Annotated in this window: 23 protein-coding genes and 2 pseudogenes; 7 read left to right on the top strand and 18 right to left on the bottom strand. The window is 54.4% G+C overall.

Annotation, left to right across the window (positions count from 1 at the left end; genetic code table 11):
- Positions 1-8: 8 nt before the first annotated feature.
- From pqqB to AB4Z35_RS04620, 6 genes are all read right to left on the bottom strand, one after another.
- The gene (gene pqqB / locus AB4Z35_RS04645) at positions 9-920 is read right to left on the bottom strand and encodes a pyrroloquinoline quinone biosynthesis protein PqqB (RefSeq protein WP_442096179.1); all 912 of its coding nucleotides are present in this window, start codon (positions 918-920) and stop codon (positions 9-11) included.
- 81 nt (positions 921-1,001) lie between these two features.
- Positions 1,002-1,076 (bottom strand): pyrroloquinoline quinone precursor peptide PqqA, encoded by a 75-nt coding sequence (gene pqqA, locus AB4Z35_RS04640; RefSeq protein ID WP_003444522.1) that lies wholly within the window; start codon positions 1,074-1,076, stop codon positions 1,002-1,004.
- A gap of 157 nt (positions 1,077-1,233) precedes the next feature.
- Positions 1,234-3,663: a pyrroloquinoline quinone biosynthesis protein PqqF gene (gene pqqF, locus AB4Z35_RS04635; protein ID WP_442096178.1), complete on the bottom strand. Its 2,430-nt coding sequence runs from the start codon at positions 3,661-3,663 to the stop codon at positions 1,234-1,236.
- A gap of 38 nt (positions 3,664-3,701) precedes the next feature.
- A complete protein-coding gene (locus AB4Z35_RS04630; protein ID WP_442096177.1) occupies positions 3,702-4,496 on the bottom strand; it encodes a carbon-nitrogen hydrolase family protein in 795 nt (264 codons plus the stop codon).
- Between the two features lie 12 nt (positions 4,497-4,508).
- On the bottom strand, positions 4,509-6,191 hold the full coding sequence (locus AB4Z35_RS04625) for a flavin monoamine oxidase family protein (RefSeq protein WP_007993186.1): 1,683 nt from the start codon (positions 6,189-6,191) through the stop codon (positions 4,509-4,511).
- Between the two features lie 231 nt (positions 6,192-6,422).
- Positions 6,423-6,884: an Lrp/AsnC family transcriptional regulator gene (locus AB4Z35_RS04620; RefSeq protein WP_007980298.1), complete on the bottom strand. Its 462-nt coding sequence runs from the start codon at positions 6,882-6,884 to the stop codon at positions 6,423-6,425.
- 173 nt (positions 6,885-7,057) lie between these two features.
- Here AB4Z35_RS04620 and AB4Z35_RS04615 point away from each other — a divergent pair, with 173 nt between their 5' ends.
- A complete protein-coding gene (locus AB4Z35_RS04615) occupies positions 7,058-7,738 on the top strand; it encodes a peptidase M41 (RefSeq protein ID WP_442096176.1) in 681 nt (226 codons plus the stop codon).
- Between the two features lie 15 nt (positions 7,739-7,753).
- Here AB4Z35_RS04615 and AB4Z35_RS04610 read toward each other — a convergent pair whose 3' ends face one another.
- The 3 genes from AB4Z35_RS04610 to AB4Z35_RS04600 all read right to left on the bottom strand — a co-directional run bounded on the left by AB4Z35_RS04610 (position 7,754) and on the right by AB4Z35_RS04600 (position 8,932).
- Positions 7,754-7,951 carry a hypothetical protein gene (locus tag AB4Z35_RS04610; protein ID WP_442096470.1) on the bottom strand — a complete coding sequence of 66 codons (198 nt, stop codon included), beginning with the start codon at positions 7,949-7,951 and terminating at the stop codon, positions 7,754-7,756.
- Positions 7,941-8,543 (bottom strand): nucleotidyltransferase domain-containing protein, encoded by a 603-nt coding sequence (locus AB4Z35_RS04605; protein WP_442096175.1) that lies wholly within the window; start codon positions 8,541-8,543, stop codon positions 7,941-7,943. The genes AB4Z35_RS04610 and AB4Z35_RS04605 overlap by 11 nt, the downstream gene beginning before the upstream one ends.
- A 68-nt stretch (positions 8,544-8,611) precedes the next feature.
- On the bottom strand, positions 8,612-8,932 hold the full coding sequence (locus AB4Z35_RS04600; RefSeq protein ID WP_442096174.1) for a DUF3077 domain-containing protein: 321 nt from the start codon (positions 8,930-8,932) through the stop codon (positions 8,612-8,614).
- A gap of 1,451 nt (positions 8,933-10,383) precedes the next feature.
- Between AB4Z35_RS04600 and AB4Z35_RS04595 the strand changes: the two are divergent.
- The 5 genes and pseudogenes from AB4Z35_RS04595 to AB4Z35_RS04575 form a co-directional block, all read left to right on the top strand.
- A pseudogene (locus AB4Z35_RS04595) lies at positions 10,384-10,713 on the top strand (IS5/IS1182 family transposase); the annotation flags it as partial.
- A gap of 372 nt (positions 10,714-11,085) precedes the next feature.
- Positions 11,086-11,907: a TIGR04255 family protein gene (locus AB4Z35_RS04590; RefSeq protein WP_442096173.1), complete on the top strand. Its 822-nt coding sequence runs from the start codon at positions 11,086-11,088 to the stop codon at positions 11,905-11,907.
- The gene (locus AB4Z35_RS04585) at positions 11,904-12,560 is read left to right on the top strand and encodes a hypothetical protein (protein WP_442096172.1); all 657 of its coding nucleotides are present in this window, start codon (positions 11,904-11,906) and stop codon (positions 12,558-12,560) included. Before AB4Z35_RS04590 ends, AB4Z35_RS04585 begins: the two co-directional genes overlap by 4 nt.
- Positions 12,541-13,452 carry a hypothetical protein gene (locus AB4Z35_RS04580; protein ID WP_442096171.1) on the top strand — a complete coding sequence of 304 codons (912 nt, stop codon included), beginning with the start codon at positions 12,541-12,543 and terminating at the stop codon, positions 13,450-13,452. The genes AB4Z35_RS04585 and AB4Z35_RS04580 overlap by 20 nt, the downstream gene beginning before the upstream one ends.
- A gap of 165 nt (positions 13,453-13,617) precedes the next feature.
- Positions 13,618-13,998: pseudogene (locus AB4Z35_RS04575) on the top strand (tail assembly protein); the annotation flags it as partial.
- An 80-nt stretch (positions 13,999-14,078) separates the two neighbouring features.
- Here AB4Z35_RS04575 and AB4Z35_RS04570 read toward each other — a convergent pair.
- Positions 14,079-15,278, bottom strand: coding sequence for a hypothetical protein (locus tag AB4Z35_RS04570; protein WP_442096170.1), 1,200 nt, complete (start codon positions 15,276-15,278; stop codon positions 14,079-14,081).
- 229 nt (positions 15,279-15,507) lie between these two features.
- On the opposite strand from AB4Z35_RS04570, the gene AB4Z35_RS04565 reads away from it, so the two are divergent.
- On the top strand, positions 15,508-16,122 hold the full coding sequence (locus tag AB4Z35_RS04565) for a recombinase family protein (RefSeq protein WP_442096169.1): 615 nt from the start codon (positions 15,508-15,510) through the stop codon (positions 16,120-16,122).
- Positions 16,123-16,125: 3 nt separating this feature from the next.
- On the opposite strand, the gene AB4Z35_RS04560 is transcribed toward AB4Z35_RS04565, so the two are convergent.
- From AB4Z35_RS04560 to AB4Z35_RS04525, 8 genes are all read right to left on the bottom strand, one after another.
- Positions 16,126-17,103, bottom strand: coding sequence for a hypothetical protein (locus AB4Z35_RS04560; protein ID WP_442096168.1), 978 nt, complete (start codon positions 17,101-17,103; stop codon positions 16,126-16,128).
- 404 nt (positions 17,104-17,507) lie between these two features.
- Positions 17,508-18,218 (bottom strand): hypothetical protein, encoded by a 711-nt coding sequence (locus AB4Z35_RS04555; RefSeq protein ID WP_442096167.1) that lies wholly within the window; start codon positions 18,216-18,218, stop codon positions 17,508-17,510.
- 48 nt (positions 18,219-18,266) lie between these two features.
- Positions 18,267-18,626 carry a hypothetical protein gene (locus tag AB4Z35_RS04550; protein ID WP_442096166.1) on the bottom strand — a complete coding sequence of 120 codons (360 nt, stop codon included), beginning with the start codon at positions 18,624-18,626 and terminating at the stop codon, positions 18,267-18,269.
- A gap of 720 nt (positions 18,627-19,346) precedes the next feature.
- The gene (locus tag AB4Z35_RS04545; protein ID WP_442096165.1) at positions 19,347-19,601 is read right to left on the bottom strand and encodes a hypothetical protein; all 255 of its coding nucleotides are present in this window, start codon (positions 19,599-19,601) and stop codon (positions 19,347-19,349) included.
- A gap of 1 nt (position 19,602) precedes the next feature.
- Complete coding sequence (locus AB4Z35_RS04540) at positions 19,603-19,974, bottom strand: hypothetical protein (protein ID WP_442096164.1); 372 nt, start codon at positions 19,972-19,974, stop codon at positions 19,603-19,605.
- Between the two features lie 122 nt (positions 19,975-20,096).
- Entirely contained in the window at positions 20,097-22,079 is a 1,983-nt protein-coding gene (locus AB4Z35_RS04535) for a hypothetical protein (RefSeq protein ID WP_442096163.1), read from the bottom strand.
- Between the two features lie 2 nt (positions 22,080-22,081).
- Positions 22,082-22,414, bottom strand: coding sequence for a hypothetical protein (locus tag AB4Z35_RS04530; protein WP_442096162.1), 333 nt, complete (start codon positions 22,412-22,414; stop codon positions 22,082-22,084).
- Between the two features lie 101 nt (positions 22,415-22,515).
- Complete coding sequence (locus AB4Z35_RS04525; protein ID WP_442096161.1) at positions 22,516-23,460, bottom strand: phage integrase N-terminal domain-containing protein; 945 nt, start codon at positions 23,458-23,460, stop codon at positions 22,516-22,518.
- Positions 23,461-24,132 lie beyond the last annotated feature (672 nt).

The following is a 24,132-nucleotide window of genomic DNA, read 5'->3' as shown; positions in this document are numbered from 1 at the left end:
TCGACTACTTACAAAACAATACTCATGCCGTCATACGCCACTTCAACCTGGCGCCGATCCAGCTCCGCCCGCTCCGGCGAATCCTCATCGAGAATCGGGTTGGTGTTGTTGATGTGGATAAGCACCTTGCGCTGCTCGGGCAGTTGCTCCAGCACTTCGAGCATGCCGCCGGGGCCCTTCTGCGCCAGGTGTCCCATCTCGCGACCGGTGCGGGTGCCGACGCCGCGACGTTGCATTTCATCGTCGTCCCACAACGTTCCATCGACCAGCAGGCAATCGCTGCCGGCCATGATCTCCAGCAGCGCCGCATCCACTTTGCCCAGACCCGGTGCGTAGAACAGTTTGCCACCCGTGCCCCGGTCTTCGACGATCAGGCCGATGTTGTCGCCCGGATGCGGGTCGAAACGGTGCGGCGAATAGGGCGGTGCGGCGCTGCGCAGCGGCAGTGGGGTGAAACGCAGGTTCGGGCAGGCCGGGATGCTGAAGCTCTGGTCGAGTTCGATGCGGTTCCAGTTCAGTCCGCCGTTCCAGTGGGTCAGCATGGTGAACAGCGGAAAGCCGCTGCTCAGGTCTTCGTGGACCATGTCGGTGCACCACACCTGATGCGGGCAGCCTTCGCGCAGCATGAGCAGGCCGGTGGTGTGGTCGATCTGGCTGTCCATCAGGATGATCGCGCCGATCCCGGTATCGCGCAGGGCGCGGCCCGGCTGCATCGGGGCGAAGCTCTGGAGTTGGGCGCGGATGTCCGGGGAGGTGTTGCACAGTACCCAGTTCACGCCGTCATCGGAAATCGCGATGGACGACTGCGTCCGCGCCTTGGCCCGCAGGCTGCCGTTGCGAAAGCCTGCGCAGTTCACGCAGTTGCAGTTCCACTGGGGGAAGCCGCCGCCGGCAGCGGAACCTAGAATCTGGACAAACATGGACGCTCCATCATTTCAACACTGAAAATAAAACGCCTCGGATAACCGAGGCGTTGTGCTGCACGTCTACCAAGGTAGAGATTAGCGGCTTGCGAAGTACATGGTGACTTCAAAGCCGATACGCAGGTCGGTGTAGGCAGGTTTGGTCCAGGCCATAAATTGAACTCCTTCAGGTGGGTGGGACAGCGCTATCTATAGATATAGTCCACCTCAAGTCAGAGATGTTCCAGATAGTTAGGTTGCTATGTTACTCAAAATTTCAAAAAGATTGCCCGTGAAACTTTGAGAAAGCTCCTTACCGCCCCGGTAATGATCATTTTGCCGCTTGCCATGGCTCGCCCGGGCTGGCGGCGCTGGCGAGGCAGTACCAGCCGCCCTCGGCCTGATTCAGGCGTCGGGTCGCAGCCAATAGCGCGGCCCGGTCGATCTGCAAAATGGCCTCGGGTAATTGCGTCAGATAATCCGACGAGCGGCCAGCCAGTTTGCCCTGCCAGAGCAATTCGGCAGCCTGGGCCGTGGTGAGCGTGGCGCTGGAAAACTGATCCGCCAGGGCCTTGCGTTGAGCGGTGAAGGTGGTGTCGTCGAGTGCGTTGATCAGTTCCGGCAATCGATTCAGGAATTGCTCGATGTGTTGCAGCAGGTCCATCGGCGCAACGCTTGGCGATTGCACACCGAACAGCAGCCCGGTTTGCCCGTGAATCTGCCGCAGGGCGCCGAACACCGCATAGCCGAGTTGCAGCTCCACCCGCAGGCGCTGGTAGAACGGCGTCTGACAGACATGCGCGAGCAAACGCCACGCGGCTTCGTCGGCCATTTCCTGGGTGGCTGTCGGACAGAACAGCAGCAGCGCATGCTCGCTGGAGGCGGTATCGACATTGCTCCACAGACGTTGTGAATGGATCGAAGCTGGCGCCGTCAGTTGATTGTCCGGCGTGCCGGGTATACGGCTCAAGGCCAGACCCATGGCCGCCTGAGTCTGAGCTGACAAACCGATGGACAGCCCATCCCAGCGCGCACTTGACCAGAGTTGCTGTACGTCATCCGAATTCGCGGAGTGCCCAATACAGTGATCGGGCAATACCTTGAGTAGTTGTCGAATCGGCATTAACGCAACGCTCGTCGATTCTGATGGTGAGACAGTGGCATCAGGTTTTGTCAGTTCTTTGAGCGCATGCTCCAGGACGGAGGGCATCGGCTCCTGTAGCCCGTTCAGTTTCAGCAACCATTCGTTGCCCGACGCACTGAAGGAAAAGTCCACGCCGGCCTGGCGCGCGTCTTCTCGCAACGGATGCAGGTTATTTTCCAGCCGAGATTGAAGGTTGCTACCGGGAGTCGAGTCCAGACGCCAACGCAGATAGATCGCACCTTCAGCACCGTTGTCCGGGAATGCCTGGCTGAATTGCATCGGAGAACGTTCACGACGGCTGCGCGAGCGATCCTGGGCAAAAGTACGCAGGCCGCGGTGGGCGCTGGTCTGGCCGCGAATCAATCCGGCGTTGGGTGCCGGTGCTTCGCAGCGCAGGAAAGGATTTGGGGCGGGCAATTGCCATGGGCCACTGAAGTTATCCACAGCTCCAATTTGTTGGAGGATTTGCTTGAGGGCTGTAACGCCTTTGTCGGATAACACGACTTCGCGCTGTTCGCTGTCCAGTCGGGCCAGTTGCAAGGCACTGCTGACTTGCTGCTGGCGCTGGAGCAGGGTTGCGTATTCTTCACGCAATCGGTTCCAGTCTTGTTCGGCAAAAAAACCGAGCCAGTCCATCAGGCATTCGCGGATGCCTGTTGCCGAGGTTGCGGCGGGCAAGGTGAATTCGATATGCAGCAAAGCTTGCCCGGCGAACTGGTACAGCGGTTGGGCTTTCAGGTTATCGGCCAGCCCGCGCTCGCGCAGGTTTGCCAACAAGCCGCCGGGTTTTGCCAGATTCAGCCAGTGGCACAGGAACGCCAGCGCTTGCGCAGAGAAATCGGGCAGTGCTTCGAGTGCGAACAGCCAATCCAGACGCCGTTCTCCAGCCTGTTGATAACTTTTTTCTGACGTCGACATCAGTGGCACAGGAGCTTGTTGCTCGACGTTTTCTCCCTTGGTGATGACGTTGCCAAACGCTTCAGCCAGCGCCCTCAGCTCTTCGAGACTCTGCGGCCCAGCCAGGCTCAAGGTCATCTGCCCGGTCTGATAAAACCGCTGATGAAAGTCCTGCAAAGCCTGCTGAAACCCGGGTTGCTCCACCGCCAGACTGTCGCGATTACCAGCATGGAAACCGCGAAGCGGATGCAATTCTGACAGTCCATCGAACAGCGAAAACTGCTGTTGCGCGGCCGCATCCTGGGACCAGGCAACAAATTCAGCGTGTAGCACTTCCCGTTCCTGCTGCTGATCGTTCGGATTCATACGCGGATGAGCGAGCATGTCTGACAGACGCTCCAACCCACCGGCAAAAGCCTGCGCTGGCAATTCGAAAAAGTAATCCGTGGCGCGCTCGCTAGTGCGTGCATTCAACTGTCCACCATGCCGTTGTACGTAGGCCATCAACCCTTGATCGGCGGGAAAACGCGCGGTGCCGAGAAACAGCAAATGCTCAAGAAAGTGCGCCAGCCCCGGCCAGGTCAGCGGCACGTCATGGCTGCCGGTCGCGACGCGCAATGCCGCAGCGCAACGCTTCAAATTCGGCGCATGACGCAGCGTCACCCGCAAGCCGTTGGTCAGGGTTTCAGTGAGGGGGCGAGGGTGATTCAGCGCGGGCATGGGCACTTCCAGAACAGTGAAGTGCCAATGCTAGCGGATTAGGACTTGTTCAGCTCGCCGTAAAGCTCGGGACGACGATCGATCAGGTAGCGATTGGCGGCACGGGAATCGACCATCAACTGTCGATCCAGCTCACCGACAATCAGCGATTCATCCAGTCCCGCCTGAGCGATACGGCTGCCATCCGGCGCAGCAATGCTGCTCTGGCCGCAATAGTGGATGTCGCCTTCATGGCCACAGTAGTTGGCGTAAGCCACATAGCATTGGTTTTCGAAGGCGCGGGAACGCACGGTGACATCGGCAACGAAATCGAATGGAATCATGTTCGCGGTCGGCACCAGAATCAGCTCGGCACCGCCCAGGGCCAGGCGTCGGGCGTTTTCCGGAAACTCCAGGTCGTAGCAGATCAGGAAACCGAGTTTCCAGCCGTTGAGCTCAACGATGGGAAACTCGTCCGCGCCTGCACTGAACATCGAGTGATCGAGGTCGCCGAACAAATGCGTCTTGCGGTAGTTGCACAGGCGCTCGCCATTGGCGTCGATCAACTGCACGGCGTTGTAGATCTGCCCGTCGGCGGTGCGCTCGGGATAGCCATACAAGATGGCGATCCCGGCAGCTTTGGCAATGCGCGCAATCTGCTGCGCCGATTCGCCGTTGTACACCTCCGCGAGGACGCTGACAGCATCGACGCCGATGTTGTAGCCGGTCAGGAACATCTCCGGCAACACCAGCAGGTCCGCGCCTTTTGCCTCCAGCGCCAGTTGTTGCAGGCGTTGCAGGTTGCCGGCGACATCCAGCGGCAACGGTGGACATTGGTAAAGGGCTACGCGCATTTCGGATTCCTCTTACTCGGGCAGGGCGATCGGTCCGATCTCGTTGAATACATCTCCTGGACCCGGATTCTCGGCGTGAGTTGCACCGCCGAAGTGTTTCATGATCCCCCACACCGCGTTGAGCGAGGTCTGCACAGCGCCTTCAACCCAGGCCGGCGTCCACGAAACGTCGTCACCGGCAATGAAGATCCCGCGCTGCTCGGCCGGCATGTCGTCCTGCATGAAGTGCGCGTACATGCGCTGGTTGTAGCGGTAGTGGCCGGGCAGCGCGCCTTTGAACGCGCCGAGGAAATGCGGGTCGGCTTCCCAGGACACCGTGATCGGGTCGCCGATGATTCGCGCGGCGATGTCGACTTTCGGGTAGATCTTTTTCAGTGCATCCAGCGCCAGTTTCACGCGTTTTTCCACCGGGTGCGGGAGCATTTTCAGCGCGTCGCTCATCCACGAGTACGACAGGCAAATCACCCCCGGCTTGTCATCGCCGTTGTCAAACAGGTAGGTGCCGCGGGTCAGGCGGTCGGTGAGGGTCATGCTCATCAGGTCGCGGCCGGTTTCCGGATCCTTGTCCTTCCAGAACGGACGGTCGACCATCACAAAGGTTTTCGACGACTGCATGTAGCGGGTGCGGTCCAGGGCCATCCACATCTTTTGCGAGAACAGGGTTTCGTCGCATTCGATCTGGGTGGTCAGCAGCCAGCTCTGGCAGGTGGTCAACACGGCGGCGTATTCGCGGGTGTCGCCCCAGTTGTCGGTGACGGCGAAACGGCCGCCCGGCGCGTGAGCAATCTTCTTCACACCGGTACGCGGTGCGCCGCTGTGCAGGGAGCTAAGGCTGGTGCCGGCCGGCCAGTGCGCACAACGCTCCGGCACATGGCGCCAGATGCCCTGCGGCACCTGTTCCACCCCGCCGACCACCAGGTGCTGGTGGTCATCACAGTTGGTCATCACCACGCGGAAGATTTCCAGCATCGAGTTGGGGAAGTCCGAGTCCCAGCCGCCGGTACCGAAACCGACCTGGCCAAACACTTCGCGGTGATGGAACGAGAGCTTGGCGAACGCCTTGGAGGTGGCGACGAAGTCGTAGAAGGTGCGGTCGTCCCACAGCGGCACCAGGGTGTTCCACAGTTCCTTGAGGCGCGGCACGTCGCGGTCGCGAATGGCTTGCTGGATATCCGAGAACTGCGAACCGGCCTCCAGGGCATCGGCCCAGGCGTCAGCCACTTCCTGGAACAGTGCAGGAAGGTCCGACAGCTTCTGTGCGTAATGAGTCTGGCCTTCGAGGTCGATCACCGTGCTGCCCGATGCGGGGGTCAGCGGGTTGGGGAACGGCTTGGTTTCCAGGCCGAGCTTGTCGACGTAGTGATAAAACGCGGTAGAGGACACCGGAAAACGCATGCCACCGAGTTCAGCCACAATGCCTTCGGCGCCGTTGAATGCTTGGGAGCGCAGACGGCCACCCATTTTCGAGGCTTCGTAGACGACCGGTTTCAGCCCCAGCTTCATCAGCTCATACGCGGCCACCAGGCCGGCAATCCCGCCACCGACAATCGCCACTTCGGCACCATGATTGTGCTCGGGAATGCTGCCCAGGCCGGCCGGGTGTTCGATCCAGTCGTCGAAGGCGAACGGAAAGTCCGGGCCGAAAATGGTGACTGGTTTTTTACCGTCTGCGGGATGGCGATTGTTCTTGTTCATGGCTGACCTTGCTGGCGACCCGACGCGGAATGCGCATCTGAGTATAGGAAAAGATGCCAGCCATTCTAGAGAGCACAGAACACGTTAATAAGACGCAAAGTGTCGTCGTTTTGCCATTTTATTGGTCAATATGACGTCTTGTTGAGTCAGAGTGACAATCAGATCCCCTGTAGGAGCGAGCCTGCTCGCGATGGCGTCAGCTCAGACACCCATGAAACCTGAACTGGAATGTCAAACCGGCTGCCCCCGATCAATCTTGCTGCTCAAAATGATCGACGTCGTGGTCTTCTCCACCCCATCCACACTGCCAATCTGATCCAGCAACTGATCCAGCTGCTCCGGCGAATCGGTGCGCAGCCACGCTACATAATCAAATTCGCCACTCACCGCACACAACTGCTGCACCTGCGCCATCGCGCTCAGCCGTCGCAGCACTTCCTTGCCGGAACGCGGTTGCACAGTGATCCCCACATACGCCTGTAACCCGCCATCCACCACCCGCTGTCCGAGGCGTACACCGTAACCGGTGATCACTTTGGCTTTTTCCAGCCGCGCCAGGCGCGAAGTGACAGTGGTGCGGGCAATGCCCAGTTGCCGGGCCAGCATGGCCACACTCTCGCGGGCGTTGATCTGCAGGGCGGCAATCAACTGGCGGTCGATTTCATCGAGGACGGGGGGGCGAGTGTCAGGCAAAGGGGGATCTCCATTGGCGCGGATCAATGGTGCAGCATGTTACAGGCTCGTTCGACGGGGCGCTTGTGGTCGTCGAACGGACGGATTGCGCGGCTTTTTGCTGTTGAATGGCCGAAAGACGGTGTGCGTAAATCGGCTAGGGTTAATGCAGTCGAGAGTGCGAGGCGAAGGATATGACGACAAAGCTGCCTGCCGCTGTACGGGACCGTGCATTGCAGATCGCCCATCACGAAATGGGGCACTACGTGGTGGCCCGCTCCTTGGGCTTCGCCACGGGCGGCGTCACCCTGACGGTGACCATGGATTTGCGGCACCAGGGTGGGGCTTGCATTACGTTAGTGCGCCCAATTTCGTCGATAGAAGCCATGAAGGAGCATCTGGAAGCCCGGATGATGATCCTCCTGGCTGGCGCAATGGCGCAGACACTGCCATCAAAACACTCAGCCGGGAAACGCGTCGACAAGTTGAAGGCCACAGCCATCCTCAAAGGCGGGCAGGGGGCGGAACAGGATTACGCAAAAATCAGGGAGCTTCAGCATCTGCTGCGCAACCTCGTCTACCCGGATACCGATCCAGCGTCGTCTGAGCGAATAGCGGCGCAGCTTAAAGCGATGACTGATCAGGTGTGGGATCGGACTCAAAAAATCATAGAGGATCAGGCCGAGACGATTGCGGAACTGGCAGAGGCGCTGGTGGACGGCATGGTCATCGTGGAGCAGTGGGGGCGGGCGGCGGATACGTATGAGGTCGTGTTGACGGGGCAAATGCTGGAGGGGCTGCGGGCAGTGCAGGCCATACCTTCGCTGGGTGTTTGGGCTGACAGCCGCAGTGATGCCGTTCAGCATTGGAAGTAACGTAGGGCCGAAGTGTTATTTGCTCGCAAGCATAGCGTCTTGCACCAATGGCAACAGAGCATCGCGACTTGCGAAGGACAGGGCCGGACTGTGAGCATCCTTCAAACGGTCCGTGGCCGATCCCAGCAGCCCTTCACATTCCTTGCGATCCGGTGGTTCGGCTTTGAGGCCGTCGCTACGTAACAGGTTTTCCAGATTGTCATTACTGCCCATCGGCTACCTCTGCTGGATTGCGGCCAATCAAATCAATTTTGTCCTGTTGCTCAACCCGCACGACAAAGCTGTTGCCGGCCGCCTTCTTGGCTTGCCAGTCGGCCAGGGTGTAGAGCGTTGGGTTAATGGTGCGGCCAAGCTGCTCCTCTATGGGAAGTACCCGTTCCATCAAGTCGCTGTAACTGAGATTCTCGCCAATCAGCATCAGGTCAATGTCACTGCCTGCATGCTCGTTACCCTTGGCAATGGAGCCATAAATAAACGCCCATACCAACTGATCATTCAGTGGAGACAAGGCTGCACGCAGTTGCTCCGCAATACCAAAAGTCTTACGCACTATCCCCAGCAGTTCTGCATAGATAGGGCACTCGGGGTTGGCTTGGTAGTGCGTCTGATTACCTCGCCGACTCATGGTGAGAATGCCTGCGTTGTGCAGGCGATCCAGTTCACGCATCAGGCTGCCCTTGCCGACCTGCGCCCAGCGGGATATTTCATTGGCATAGAAGCTCTGATCCGGTTTGCCATACAACATGCCCAGCACCTTTTGCTGAGTTGCGGTAAAGAGAGCATCGCTGAGCGGGATGGCAGGCATGGTTGACTCTATAAGTCCCAAAAAGGGAACGATAGGTCCCTTTTTGGGAATTTTCAACTCTGCCGTGATTATGCGTTTTTCGATGGAGCTGCTTCCTTTCTCGATTGAACAGGCCGCCGTGTCAGCACCTTCACCACATCATCAATCACCGCTTTGCTCATCGTCGTCAGGTAATGCGCAGCCCAGGCGTGGCGGTCGGAGTCTTGGGCGTAGGCGGCGTCGATGGTCAGGGACTTGGCGAGGAACAACAGGTCGGAGGCTTGGGCCAGGGCGTCGGCGATGGGGACGTCGCGGCAGACGTGGAACAGCGGTTGGTCTGAGAGATACAGGAAGGGTGTGAAGCCGACGGTTTTCAGTTCTGAATGATCAGATGGATTTGCTTTTGTCATGATTTAACTCCTTGGCTTAAAGAGCTGCCTCGTTCGTTTCCAAGCGAATGGGTGGCAGCTGTGCGCAGGTTGGAAACCGGGAGCCAAGGAAACCGGCACGTCCGAAGACGTCCCACGCACAGCTGCCATAACACTGAGTCGCAGCCGTAAAAACGTCTGGAGTCGTGATGGGACTGTTGCGCTTGACTTGACTAGACGGGTTTCCAAGCCCGATCGCTGGATGGTCAGCGATGTCCGGAGACTATCCCGTCAAAGAAAGGCACAACAAGGCGGCAAAGTGCCAAAAAGCAAGATTCGGAGTTTGCCTACAAGGTCTGCAGGCGTCATCCGATAAAGCGAGACCATAAGTAAACAAATCTAAACGTCAGATACGAAAAAGCCGCGCAATGCGCGGCTTTTTTGTTTGGTGGGCCCACACGGACTTGAACCGTGGACCAAAGGATTATGAGTCGCCGACTGATGCACCGAGGTGAATAAAGTCTAGGTTAGATACGTCGAGGGTACAATAGCTTTAACCAGTTGATTACATGGAGGTTTGGCTAGTTTTCATTAGGTGGGTAAAGCTGAGCACTGTACCGCTGCTGTACCTCCATATGGGCTTCGAGCAAGCGAGTTCGTCCTGGCAATGTCGTGACACGTTTTCAGCATTCGAAAAACGTCCCGCGTACCCCAAGGTGCTTGTCCGCTGCCCTGCCGAATTTCGTCGTTCCGGTGAAACGCTGCGTTGTTCTCGCAATGTCAGCCTAAATGGTTCCAATACAGCTGGCTCGGCGAATGCTACCGCGCCTGGGCCGGCAAGGTGAAATTGGTCATCTGCAATCAAGACCCACTCGTGCGAATCCGCTGTAGCGCTCTGTCAGGGACTGGTAGTGGCCTTATGCTTCCATATGCATTGGGTTTCGTTATTCCATTATTCGGGCAAAAAGCTGATGAACAATATGCAAAGAAGCGAACGAATCATTTCTTCGCTTAATGATCGCTCACAAAACATGTACGACATCCTGTTCGGTTTTCAACATACCGCAATCGATAGCTCTGAGATAATTCGGCATCTGCACAGTGGGGCACCAGGAAAAGAGAGAATCGAAGCCCTTGAAAGGGAACTCTCCAAGGAGCCTGAACTGTTGGAGCTTCTTCGGTACGCTTTTAGGGGGCACATCTTTGAAGGAGATCTTGGTCTTTAGATAATGAGGTCTTCCTCTTTGTGGCGAAGGATAGGTATACGGATTGCCGCCACAGACGCAGCACCGACCAGAGGGACGCCACCTCGGCATCAAGCTGATGCAGCGCTGACTGTGTGGCCGACTTGGCGTGCTCAATGCCGGTGTATTGCTCGGCATTGAGCATGAGGTGAGCGGCACGTCGGGTTGCCCATCGTTTGAGCTACCGCATCAGTTACCTCCTGCGCTGGCCATGCACCGTAAGATAGCAATACGTTGGCGACGTAACATGCCTTCGTCCGGTTTTGCCGCACCGCCGGGCTGATCGCAGGCGACCTGGTGGCCATCGATGGCAGCAAGTTTCAGGCGCTCGCTTCCTCGCGGCGCCATATGAACCTCAAGCAATTCAAGCGTCAGGAAGAAAAGCTGGATAAGCGCATCGCTCAGTATCTGGCCGAACTGGATGAGGCTGACAAGGCCGAGGCGGGAGAAGTGATTGATCGCGGCGCGATCAAAACAGCGTTGGCGCAGCTTGAAGTTCGCCAGCAGGACAATCAGAGCTGCCAAGCGCTGATGAACTCGATGGGCCTCGAGCAGTTCGATAATCAAGCAGCGGAAGCCGTGGGAGAAATCCACCGGCCCAAAGACGCTAGATGGCAAAGCTAGATCGGCGAAGCGCGGTTACAAAGGTGGTCGGCGTGAAGAGCTGCGAATGCTGGGCAGATTGTTGAGGGTGCACCGTAAGTTTTTGGAGCTGCTCGCATAGCTAGATAGCTGATGTGAGCGACTATCAAAAGCTCCGCACTGGAGGAGTTTGGTGTGCCTTTTCTCTAGCCTTATCCAATTCCGTTGGTTGTCTAAAAGGCCACTCCAATCCGCGATTCACTTTTTTGTAACTGAACGACTGCTCCGACGTACCGTCAATCGACAGGTGTTTACTTTGGTGTATAGTTAAGAATATCTCTGTACTCATCAGTCGGGTCGCCAATCGTTATGTCAGATCGCTCAGGTATCCTTCAGAACTCGCCGCTTGTCTATGCGCTCGCCTCCATTCGCTTCGCACCTTGGCCGCTGCTGGCAGAACGGTTCCCGCAGATCCAGGATGCGTTTCGAGATATTGCGCCATTGATCAACGAGATCCAGGTCCAGGTCCCGGCTCCTGGCTTATCTATGGCGCCAGAGTTCACTACGTCTAAGATGTGGATGATGCTGTCTGCTGACCGAAGCCTTGGGATTCAGCTTTCGGCTGATCAAGTATTCATTTTCTCTCGCGAATACACGAGCTATACCGAGTTTGAAAAGGTGCTAGAGCGAGTGCTAACGGAATTGCTGCGGCAAATGAGGTTTATCGATGTCAACGCGATGGGCGTGCGCTTCATCGATCACATCAAAACTTCGACCCAGGATGAGCTTCAAAAATACGTCTCTGCTCAGTTATTGGCCCCTGCATTCGAAGGTTTTGAGCAGCTTGGTGGCTCCAGCATGACAAGTTACCGATGTGGCGAAGGCAAGGAGCTTCGTGTGCGCTATACGAATTTCCCGGGGCAGCCAAGCATGAGTGAAGATCTGATGGGCTTACTTATCATGACTCAAGACCCGACGATTGGGGTCAATTTCGATACTCTGAAGCCCGGAGAAGCTGTGATCGATATGGACGCCATTCAGCAGATGAGCCGGCCTCTGCGGGTCGACGCGGCGCCAAAAGCGCTAGAGCATTTGCGAGCACTACACTCAGTCGCAAATGACTTCTTTCGACACAAAGACGTATTCACAGATTATGCATTTTCGTCGTGGAAGGGTGAGAACGTAAAATGAATGCATCACTCGTTAATGCCAGCTCGATGAGCTTTGTGCCTATCAGGCGTTCGCGCGAAAACCAAGCTTCTGCGCCGAGTCTCGTGGCCAAGCTTTTCAACCTCCTGCTAGAAACGGCGAGCTCCACAGCGCCTCAAATGAAGCAAGGTGCCATTTTTTTGATTGATGGCCATCCGGTGCTTATTTCTACACCGAGAGAGCATGCCGCACCTGCTGTTCAGGAAAAAACTGAGACGCTAAGCCTTGTTGATCAGCTAAACGCGATCAAGGATTTTCTAGGGCTGACAGTCACGCAGATATCTGAGTTGTTCAAAGTAACCAGAAAAACCGTTTATGACTGGTACGACGGTGCTGATCCTCGGCCTAACTTCGTCGCTCGAATCAGCGCCCTTTATCATCTGGTTCGCTCGAGAGCAGACAAGCTGGACTTGAAGAACTTGAAGAAAGTCTGGAACCTGCCGCTCAACGGTCAATCCTTTATTGATCTGATCAACACCCCTGCTGACCAGCATCAGCTTGAAGTGGCGCTGAGTGAAAAGCTCGATGAGCTAGCCCCAAGAATGATTTCGCCAATCCCGAGTCCTCAGAAGGACGGTCGGGCACCAAGTAATACTGTAATTGGCGGGATTATTCGTGACGCAGATAGTCGATGACGTACAAGCGGTTCTTGCCAAGCTCAGTGCCGAAATGTGGTGGCAGGGATCGCTTATCCACCAAAGTGAAATTTCTGATTTAGTCACGGCATACGGCGACTGCGAATGGTGGGTTGTCGCCTCGCAGCCGTGCAATATTTACAGTGATGACTTCACAGCTGTCCCGGTGGTGGAGCTGATCGGCGCCTCTGCGATTTCTGAGTTGACTGAGTACGCCACAGGCTTTCACCCGCGTGAGATTCACTTGGCTGCACACCATGGGGCTGACGAGCTATTGATCAGGGTTGATTCACAGAAAAGAGTGTGGATGCCTAGAAGTCGGCTCATGGACCTCCCGCCGCCCCCATTCCGTCTTGAAAATCGACATACACAGCCATTCAGCAGTCAAACGCTCTGGTTAGATAAATTCAGCTCTTGGTTAGCGCGGGGATACACGAGAGCCGCATTACCAGATGACTTCAATCGAATTCTGGCCAAAAGCAAGATTAGAGATGTGCTCGAAGCTAGGCTCGCGAAGAGGAAGCATGACGAGCTTTTCGGAATATTTCTAACGATCACGGCTGAGCAAGATAGCCCAAATCAAGAGATTGGCCTGCTCGAACCACCTTACGATCTTGGAATATTGGTGGCGTGCTACGAGGATATTGAACCGGAGCCGCTCCAGGCTCACCTAGTCAAGCAGCTCTTTAGCGACGAAGTGAAAGACCCCGAGGCGGAGGGGGCGTTCATAACTCGCTCGGACTTGGCCAAAAGATTGGGCATTCGGATTATTAAAGCTGATGTTGAGGTCAAGTCTGTATCGAGCATCGCACTGATCGAGCTGCTAGGTAAAAATACTGTCAGGTACAACCTCGTCGACTTTCATTCAGTTGCGGGCTCATCGCAGATTTGAATTGTCTGCCATATCGTTCCGGCCTCAGAAAGCTACCAGTGATGGTGGCTTTTTTTGTGTGAAGAAGATCCTAAATAGATTAGACGGCCTACAACCACGCCTAACCGCAGGAGCCAAACCTTGACCACCTAGCAAGAACGCTTCGCCGAGGCGAGCAATCGACCAGGCTTTGCAAAGTACCTTGCAGACGCCAAGCGTAAGGGGCTGGAGTTCGCGGTGTTCCAAAACCGTAAGAATATCGGCGAGCGGGAACTGAAAATGGGCGGCGCGCAGGAAATCCGAATTGTCCCTGTGATCATTGGCAGCAAGCGCGCCGGCATTTTTCAAACCGTGCTCGGCGTTGTTTTAATTGCCATGAGCTCGGTTACGAACGGCGCGACCCTGGCACCTGGTATTGCACTGGCCGCAGGCGGCGTCATCCAGATGCTCAGCCCTCAAGCCACAGGACTGAAGCAAAGTACCTCCCCCGAAAACTCCCCCTCTTACGCGATCGGCAGCGCCAAGAACACCACGGCCAGCGGCAATCCTGTGCCGATCTGCATATGAGAGCGCAGGTGGGGCGGGATTATTATCTCGGCCTCGATCCACGCAGAGGACAAAGCTTAAAGACCCCTTTATCAGTCAAACTAGGAGGCAGTACCGAAAATCACTTTCTCTGCGACGAATCTAACAATCGGCAAATATTCCTCAATGATGCTTTCAGAATCTGTTAATGGTATATGACAGTCCTCGCGCTTATACCGATCTGTTGAGTGAACAATTGCATTTCTGACTTGCTTGAGAACTTTTGCCGTATTCGCCAGCGCATGCGACTTATTGATTACAGTGTCTTTTTGTCCGAACAAAACACGAGATTTTGTATATATTTTTTCGCCACACTTTTCTTCAAAATCGGTTAAAAATTCGACCAGATCTTCCTCAGAAATATACCTTGCAAGCACATTACGAAGCATTTCCGTCTCATCATTACGCGAGTCGTGCCCCCGAATTGCAGATATAACTTTATCTAAATTATTTCGCGTCGCACGAAATTTTGTCTCATTTAATATAGATGCCAACCGGTCATGTACTACCAGCTCTGATACCTTGAGAAACTGATATTCAAGGACGTGGTAAAACGCCAAAAAACTTTGACTAGGAAACGGACTCGCTTTAGCAAGCTTGTAATAATTAACGACAGTTTCATCGTAATCGGCTTCCGACAAACAGTCATCATCGACCACATCCCCCCAGAAAACCGACCGATTCCGCTTTTTCTTGGGCTTCCAGACCACCATGCAATCATTCTGCTCAACGGCGAGCTTGAAAAGCGCTCGCTCAATAATTCGTAGCGCTACAGCATTCAGGTCAGGCTGAACCTTTCTCCCTCTTGCAGAATAAGTGACTGTTTGTGGCATAAAGAAGATTTGTCTGACTGTACGCCGCTTGATTCTTGTCGTAAGTCGACGTCTGACTCTGATATCAAAAAATTTGTCATATTCTTTCGACATAAAAAAAGCTACAGCAAATATCGAAGAGCAGTCACCCACTACAACAGCATTTTGACCTTTATCCTTTAGCGTATACGACTCATTATATGAGCCAACATTGGTCAATCGTGCCACTTGCATCTCTACAGAGTTATTTAAAACCAACAATCTAGAATCAGACTCATAGTTAACGCTTCGAGCGGTAACATATGATTTATAACTGGCCTCCCACTCATCACTTACAGTAATAGTAATTACAAAACCATCCTCACCGACAATAATGACATTACCGCCATCACAGTCGCACTTTACCCCAAGTTCTACGAGACGATTTTTGACCACTTCGGTGAACGTCATACTGGCTCCCTGATTCCAAAAACAAGCGCCTCCCAACCATGCAGGCAGAGCAAATAATAGCGAAATGCCACATTTATTCGAGAAAAAACGCTGGTTTGGAGTCGTCCTTTTTGCGTATGCCTCAGCTGATACGCGTAAATTCGCGTTTATTTACCCTTCCAGCTTGATAAGTGACACTCAAAGTGCAACAGTATTAGTGGAGCACCTTAACTGATACGGCAGGCACATCATGTTCATCCGCGCATACCTCCGAGCATCGACTGACGAACAGGATGCCGGCCGCGCCCGGGCATCACTCGAGCAATTCGCTACCGATCACAACAAGGTCATTGCTAGCGTGTACCTGGAGAATGCCAGTGGAGCCACCGCTGACCGGCCTGAGCTGCTGCGCTTACTGAAGGATGCGCGTAAAGGCGACGTGCTGCTGGTTGAGTCGATAGATCGCCTCTCACGCCTTCCAGTGGAGGATTGGCAAAAGCTCAAGACTGCGATTGACGCCAAGGGGCTGCGCATCGTCGCACTCGATTTGCCGACCAGCCACCAAGGAATGAAGGACACCAAGGGCGACGAGTTCACCGGCCGGATGCTGGGAGCGATCAACTCAATGCTGGTGGAAATGATGGCCGCCATTGCCCGCAAGGATTACGAGCAGCGGCGAGAGCGTCAGGCCCAAGGTATCGAGAAGGCCAGGGCCGCCGGCAAATACCAGGGGCGGCCGGTTGATGCCGATTTACACAAGCGAGTGAAAGAGCTATTGGAGGCTGGCCTAGGCATACGCGCGACGGCTAGACACGCCAATTGCTCTACTACGACAGTCCTCCGAATCAAAGCGATAGACGAATAGTGACTATCTGGCCCGAGGAATCTCATTCAGGACTTTTCTCAAGTCAAAACCCCGTATCCGACCTTCCTCAAGTAGCTCCGTAAATTGCTTTATGTAGAGATGCGAATCGGTTTCTGAGGGTTTTTCTGCTCCTTTGAGAAATATTGGGAGCATCCTCTGAATCACATCCTTACCATGAGCAATTAGCCTTTCTTCGCTCCATTCCCTCATATACCTTTCTGCCCGGTATTGCGCCTCTACGAACTCCTGTAAAGACTTGGGGGCCGGCCGAGGACCGTGGTTACGCTCAAATTGGAGATCGGACGTTTCGCTCGTACTTTCATAATTGTGACCCTGCGAGCGCGCCCAAGCTTGCAGAAAAAGCTGAATCTCTTGCTCAATTCTATGATGGCGATGAGCATTGAAGTCATTGCTGATAACGAAAGCCGGCAAGTGCATTGATCCGCCACCGCCTCGCTGCAGCCGGTAGGTAGTCTGGATCAAAATAATAAAATCAATCTCCGAGAACCGGCCCGGATCTTTGCCATCACCGGTGAGCCGGAAGCCGAACCTGTCAGCGAGCCGAGAGGCAGGAATGCTCTCGACGGTGTCATTCAATATGAGCGCGATCCCTGGAGTATCGGGATCAAGACTCAATAGCCTTTTGGATGAGGCGATCTGTTGTTTGGCATTCCTAAGCACTCCCTCAACCATCCTGGTTGCGCTAGAAAAAATTCTGTCTAGATGCTCCTTCCCTCCCGGTGTGTTCTTGATCGCGGTTTCGAGGTCATAGTCACCAAAGATCAGCGGAAACTCATCAGACTCCATCAGCGATTTGGCACCATCCAAAATCTTATCTTTCGGATCAATCTTCAGCGTTTTGAGCTCAACAACCGCTCGCCTGTTGAAGAATAGATAATCCGCGATCTTGACGCCGCTAGGCTGGGTAACATGACCATCAAGAGGCGTCACATGGCTTTGGCTTTGGAGGAAGCTGATCATGCGCTCCTCGATATCCCGCGAGCTTTCCATTCGATACCTATCCATTGATATACGGGTAAGCCTGAGATTCTAGACGCAGCTGAACGCACAGAGTCGCGGTAGGTAGCGCAAGCTCGGAAAAATATCGACCGGTGTTCAACATTTGGGCAGGAGAAATACAAGTAAAGCGGAGAAGGAGGACGGCGGCTAAGGACCTTTAACCAACCAAATTTTCGGCCGTTGCTGCCACCACGCTGTCACGACGAAACTGACAACTCATCGAAAACTGCTGGAGGCCTTGAATTATATGGTGTCCCAGGGCAGGTTCGAACTGCCAACCTTCCCCTTAGGAGGGTCGGTTGGTCCATTCAAAAGTTGACTAATCAAGCAATAAACGTCTTTAGACTTTTTAGCCCGTCACAATGTCATCTGTTTCCAAAAGACTGTTGATATACCCATGATTGCGGTAGTTTTCGACCTTGCAGGGTGCAGTCGAGGCAGGTCAATTTTTTCGGATCGGTCCCATCGAATGCTAATGTCTGACCGTACTTTCTAACATTGTTTTCGGTGTAAACCTCGGTCCAGATTAATGAGGAGCCTTTGCGACGCCCTTCGAAAATGACGAACTTCCCTCGATCGGCGTTCGACCAAATAATGGAGCCATTCCCTTCTTTCCCAATTTTCAATTCGAACCGATCAAGGTTGTATCCAGTCGCTTCGTATACCCCTTCCTTCGGACCATTCTCTCCGCAGCAATCCTCTGCTTGGCCGACAACAATCCCCTTAGTCCACAGTCCATTGCCGACTACATTTGGCACTTTCCCCCATCCTGAGCCTACCAGGGCGTGATACAAGGGTTTTGCTTCGGCAAAACTTGCGAAGTGCTGCCCCTGCGCATCATTCAAATAGAGATATTTTGCTCCCTCAGGATACTCGACCTCAAAATCAGTCTCTCGAGTGCCCGTTGGGGAGCTTTCAATGAGATGAGCGCCGTTATCCTTGATTAGCAAAGTCATGTCCATGAGAGGGGCATAGGATCGATATTTATAGGCACCATCTGCATCGAAAGTTGCCTCGCCCGCATGCGCAATAGATGTAGCAACGAAAGTAATTATAGCGAAATTCACTAATTTCAACGTAAGTCTCCTTTTAACGCATCTTTCAATTGAATGTCAGTTGGGTCGCTATTTTGGCGAGGTGAAGTACTGCCAACTGTTGGGAAAGCCGGTGCCCAATCCACAGTTAAGACAGTCCAGATTTTTTTCATCCAAGGCACGAACAAAGACGAATGTCTTACCTTTGACATTAGTTATAAGAAGTTTTCCGTCTTTGTTTTTAGCACTAAACGTGTCTTCACTCAGGATGAGTTTGCGAAAGGGGTCGATTCTTGTAGCCTTAGCTTCACTACCATTTATCGAAAGTACGATCATGGGACCGATGATCCCGTCCATTGCTCGATACACACCGTTGTAGTTGTTTCCACAACCGCTAAGCATGACCGTGGATGAAACTAAACCTACCCACATCATGTTCTTTAGAGGCATTTTTCCTTCTCCATTGATTTACTGAGTAGTGAATGCTCAGCCCAGCTCATCCGTGCCAGAAGCTCTATGCAACTTTTTTCAGATCATTTCCCGAGGTTGACTCTGGACTTTTTTAATCCACAAAAGGCGAGGGGAGGCAGTCCGTAGATCCGCCTCCCCCTCATCCAGCAGCCTGGGCACCCTTTCATTTCTTGAGTGGAACGCTCCTTCCAGTGCTCTACTGACGCTGCATGGAGCCACTGTATTGGAATTTTAGATCATGTCAATAAGCCATCAGTGGCGTGTGTGAAGCTCTTCACATCACCTCCGATAGGTCAAATTCACGGGCGAATCTCGCTCGTTGCACGGACACATCTGATGACAGGCATCCACCCCAACAGCTATCCAGCAGTTGTTGTCTAGCGACCTCTTGTGTTTCTGCCAAGATGTGCAGCAGACAGTCACGAACGGGCCCATGATTCGTCATTAATGCTATGGCACGGATTGCATAATTCTCAACGGCGTCGGTGTCAACCAACCGGCTACTGACAGTCAGCGCCGGTTCCAATTGAAGAAAGCCCGATTCGAGTACGAGGCTCCAGCTTGAGCTTGAAACGGCTTGTTGAGCCTCATCTATCGTCTCGCCTAAAGCCAGTAATAAGGCTTCGCGAGCTGTCTTGTCAGGGGAGAGTAAGGCTACTGCTCGAAGGGGATTTCTGGCTCGTCTCATGTCTATAGATCCTATCTGTGGATAAAAATCTGCGATGCGATCAGGCCGATTCCTAGGCCGATGAGGACACTGAACAGCTCTTTAGCTAATTGCTTTTCCTGCCTGCTCTGCAAGGCGAATATGGCAGTTGCAGTCGTGAGGAGTGCCAGCGATCCCCAGGCCAGTTGGCCTGTTAGAAAACCCGGCCAGACCGGCACGGCAGCTATCAGCGGTATGCTCAAGAGCAAGGTGGCCAACCAAACAACGCGAATTTGAGTCGAGCTCATGTCAGGCGCTCCCAACGTAAGAGACGGTGGCAGCCGGAAGTTGTTCCACCAAGCGTTGGTACCAGCACAGGTGTATCTCCTCCAGCCGCGCATCTAGTCGATTTCGCTTGTTCAGTTCAGCCAAAACCAAAGCGAAAGTGAAAACATCAATCTCGGGTGTTTCTACCAGCCGTACCTCAATGGGTGTCTGTTCCTGCCAGTCAAACGCAGGGATGCCACTCAGCTGAGGGCGCAGATGCTCCGGGTCGCCACGCAAAACCCAACACAACCCAGGCCATGGCGCGAGCGCATCAAACACGTATCGAAGATCTAGTGGGGCATCCCAGGTTTCGGTCCAATTCGCAGTTAGATAGTCGTCAAATGTCAGGCCCATGATTGCTTCTCAATAGATAGCTAGAAGCCGCATCGTTACTGAGAGTTTTGTGTGCCAGTAGCTATTTCGTATTTCCGATCTTGGGATCTGAAATCAGGGCGTGACGAGTACACAATCCAAAATTAGGTCTGATCATCTTGGTCTTTCGATGGCCTCGTTTTCTGGCTGCGCGGGGTCCGTCCCTGGGCGAACTTGTTGGCGTTGCTCGCCGGACGCGCGCTGTCGAAACTCGGTCGCTTAGGATTCAAGCTTGGTCCGCTGTAATTGCCTCGGCCTGAGCCTTGAGTGTTCTGCCGTGCTGCTTGATCAAAAACAACCGCGTGGCCTCTGATGCTGTTCCCACCACCACCACCACCTCCATCTCCACCGTTGTTTTTCCCGGACGGAGCAGCTTGGGCGGCGAAGTTAAGTGCAGCCTTTTTATGTCCAGCAACCGACGCGACCAAGTCTGCCGTTGCCTTCATCGCTTGAGGTGCCGTCACCGCTTGAGAGCGAGCGGCACCGAGTATTGCTGTGACACTAACTCCGGTGAGTTTGGTGGCAAGCCAGGTCGCAGTTAGTAACAGCACACCAAAAACCATCTGAATCATGCCGTACACCATGTCGATGTCGGCTCCACCACCCTGCCAGCCTGCCGCAGATGCGGCTTGGGCAAGAGCCGCGCTGCTCATTACTACCGACGAGCTAACGGCGATGAGATGAGCGAAAAGAATGCACAGCACGGGAAAGATCAGCATCGAGATCCAACTCGTCAAGCTGTGAAGGCCGCGCAAAGGAGATAGGAGAAACGCAATTGGTCCGGTGATGAAGACAAGCCAAAATATGCCAGCCATCGCTGCCACAAACATCGGAAGTAACGTTTGCAGCTCGAGCCATGCGACCGCGTTTTTTCCCATCTGCCAAGTAGACATTGTTCCAGAGACGATGGCGTTCAGGCCGCTGGGAGGTGCTTTTTCACCGCCCGCAAACGTAGCCTGTTGGACACGCATCCATGCTTTTTGAGCGGCTAACACGCCTGTGTCGCTATCGGTGTTTTGTCCACCGGAGGCTTTCACGCTGCCGGTTTCTACTAGCCCGTTGTAGGCTTGCTCGGCGGCAAATTGGGCGACTTGGTAAGCCTCGACGCAGTTTTTTGGGGTGTAGCCTAATGCAGCTTCCTTGCCTCCTTCCTCAGGTTGCCAAGCGGCGACATTGTTTATCATCTTCGTCGCTAGCTCGGCAGGAGCATCACTTATCTTCAAGAAGCTGGGTTTGGATTCTGAGTTGCCAGAAGCGATCGCCGTCCAATATTCCCTAGAGGGAAGCGCATAGGCTCTGGTGGTTACAAACGGTTTCGACTCTTTCTCTAAGGCGCGGATTCCCTCTGCTCGGCGATCTCGTACCGAGCCAGCATCCAAGATGCTGTTGGCCATGTTTTGCATTGTTTGCATCTGCGACCAAGGCATGCTGCCGATGATCTCTTTCGCACCTTGGCCAGCGATTTTCATCTGCGCGATCCGGCTGACCTTTTCATCCGGTATGCCCAGTCCGCCACCACCCAATAGGCCAACGGCATGGTAGGCCTCTATTGAGGTGCCGTCGGCAGAGTCTTTAATTGCACGCGTGGATGGTGAGCATTGCTCGTTGTAGTCACGAATGAGCCTTGCCAAATCGCTATTGGCATACTGATTCGCCGAACGCTCAACGCTGTATTGAATCAACGCAGAGGTCGGTATGAAGGCACCGTCAACGTGCATCTCCGCCATGGTGTTGCTAAGCGCCGCATTCAGGGTTCTATTGAGTGACATCACAAGGGAATAGGCTATCCGCTGGCCATGAGTCGCCTCAATCGTAGAGCCGCCCGTCAACGTCATGGTGGTCGGGCTGAGGCCATAGGTAATGACTACAAAAATCGCCGCTGTGCTGAAAATTGCTTTGAAAGGACCATCGGTAGACAAACGAACAAGTACGGTAATCAGAGCGATGAAGCCGACTGCTGGCAGCCATGCATTGATGGCTTTACCGATAGCAGAAAAAAAAGGCGCAGTTGCGACAATCAAGAAGTCGAGTGCGCCGTCAAACAATGCGAACAGCCATTCAAGGCCAGCCAGCGAGTCGGCACCCATTGTTATTGGCTCCTGTCGTCGTTGGTTTTTGTCTTGGGAGCAAGCCAAACGAGCAACAAGGTACCTAACAGCAGCCCAGGGGCGTGCCCAATGTAGGGAACCTGATCGATGCCATACCGGGCCAGCCAGCCACAAAGACCAACTACCATGCCCATCCCCACAATTCGAAGAACTCTGATTTTTCTTCCTACCGCTTGATTGCCGCAGGTGTTCATTACCGAGGAATCGGCATCGCCTTTCTTGAGGCGTTCGAACAGGCGGGCGATTTTTTGCGCTGGCGTGTCTCTGCATTTTTTCTTGCTGGGAGAAGGGCACATACTTTTGCTATCACGCATATCAAGCTGTCCTTTTGATGTCCTGCTAGGCAGTAAATCTCACCGTAAATGTGGGTGCCAGCCAAAATAGGCCCTAGAAATTCACCCATGGTGTGATCGACTTATTTACTTGATCCGAGGTAAACGTTGGTGATCGAAATTCGTTCGTGACCGAGCTCCAGCGAGATGAGCTGGCGCGCTTCGCGATCGCTCAAACCCGCGTGGGTCGAGTCTGTGAGCGAAGGTATTGCTCCGACCCGGCCTAGCCAACCAGGCTCAGCCCCGCCGATCAGTTGACCTTGTTCGATACGCTCAACTGAGGCCCTTACCGCAGGGGCTTGTTTACCGGTGAGATCCAAATAACGCTGTTGTGCATAGCGGTGGCGCAGCCCGTGCATACGAGTAAGTCCAGCCGCACGAAGCTGATCTTCGTAGCGCTTCAGTTGTTGCCGATAGTTAAGGTGTGCAGGAATAAGGCTGGCATTACCCGCAAACGCTCTGAGTTCGTCCAACACCGTCCGTTGGAGCAGTGTTCGAACCGGGATGGATCTGGGCTTGCCGCCTTTTGTCCAGGAAGCTTTCAGTTCGATTCGATCTCCCTTGTCGGCGACCGCAGCAATGAACTTGATCGCTTCTTCTCGACGCAGACCGAATGCAGCCTGCAGGCGCAGACTCTGACGGACATGTTGGTCAGTGATTTTTTCGAGATTGGCCGCTGGCAAATCGCGGCCTTTGCTTTCCTGGGCGACATAGGTGCGCCGAGCGATGCCCAGCTCATCATTAGTGATCCGTGCAACACCACTACGACCGGCTTTTTCGAGCGCCCAGCGCAGATGACTCATCCGGTTTTTTAGGACCCCGGGGCTGATGCCGCTTTCCTGCCAATGGGCTACGAGCGCCTTGAGATGTCGCTGCCCAACCGTTTCGGAGCGTAGATTCCGATATCCCAAGTCGCGCAGTTGCTTGGCGCTCAATCTCAGCGTTGCTGCCCGCGCTGCCTGGGTTGAATAAGATCCGTCACGGTTATGCCGTTGCTGTTGGGAGAAATCCCACGCCAGTTTGTTCATAGTTCATCCCATCCTTTGTCGGGAATCCACAAGTTATCGTCGAGTTCGAAACGCCAAATTTCGGTAAGTGTTTGTCCCTGTCCCCAGCCGAAAAATCGGGGGGAGCTGAGCTTTCGCTCAGGAGCGGAACGGCGTTTCCACAGGCGGCCCAGTTGGGCATCGATACGGCATATCCCGGGGGAATTGCGGTAACGATAGGCAGGCGCTTGATCCCGGAGGAGTAGCTGCAGCCGCCATCAGCTGTGCGCGGTTTTAGGCCGCAATCTCGTCGAGCATGGATCGACAATCCAACCAATTCTGGTTGGTGGACGGGAACCCGAGCGCCATGCTGCGCCGGGAGGACTTGCTCCGAAGAGTCTGCCCATTACTGATTAGATCCCTGGTCTAATCACGCCTATTTTCGCGGTGGGCACGACTCAGTTTTAAGTCCGGAGCTGGACGTTTGCTCTACATCCCAAATCAGCAGTTGAGCCATCTACTGATTGGTCCGGTTTACGACTTGGCTGTCGGGTGATGAAGCACATCAGGTCGGTTACCAATCCGATCGATGTTGCCGTGTCGTACACCTGCAGTAGCGGGTGAGCGACTTGGCGACGGCACGTGATCAGAAAGGCTGATCGACGTGCCATCTCTCATCAGCGGGGTCTCAAGAAATAGCGAGAGGCCTTGGGT

This window comes from Pseudomonas sp. KB_15 (genome assembly GCF_052114525.1).
In the GTDB taxonomy this organism is placed as follows: domain Bacteria; phylum Pseudomonadota; class Gammaproteobacteria; order Pseudomonadales; family Pseudomonadaceae; genus Aquipseudomonas.
Note: the sequence above shows the minus strand (reverse complement) of the source record. Positions and strands in the feature narration are given on the sequence as shown.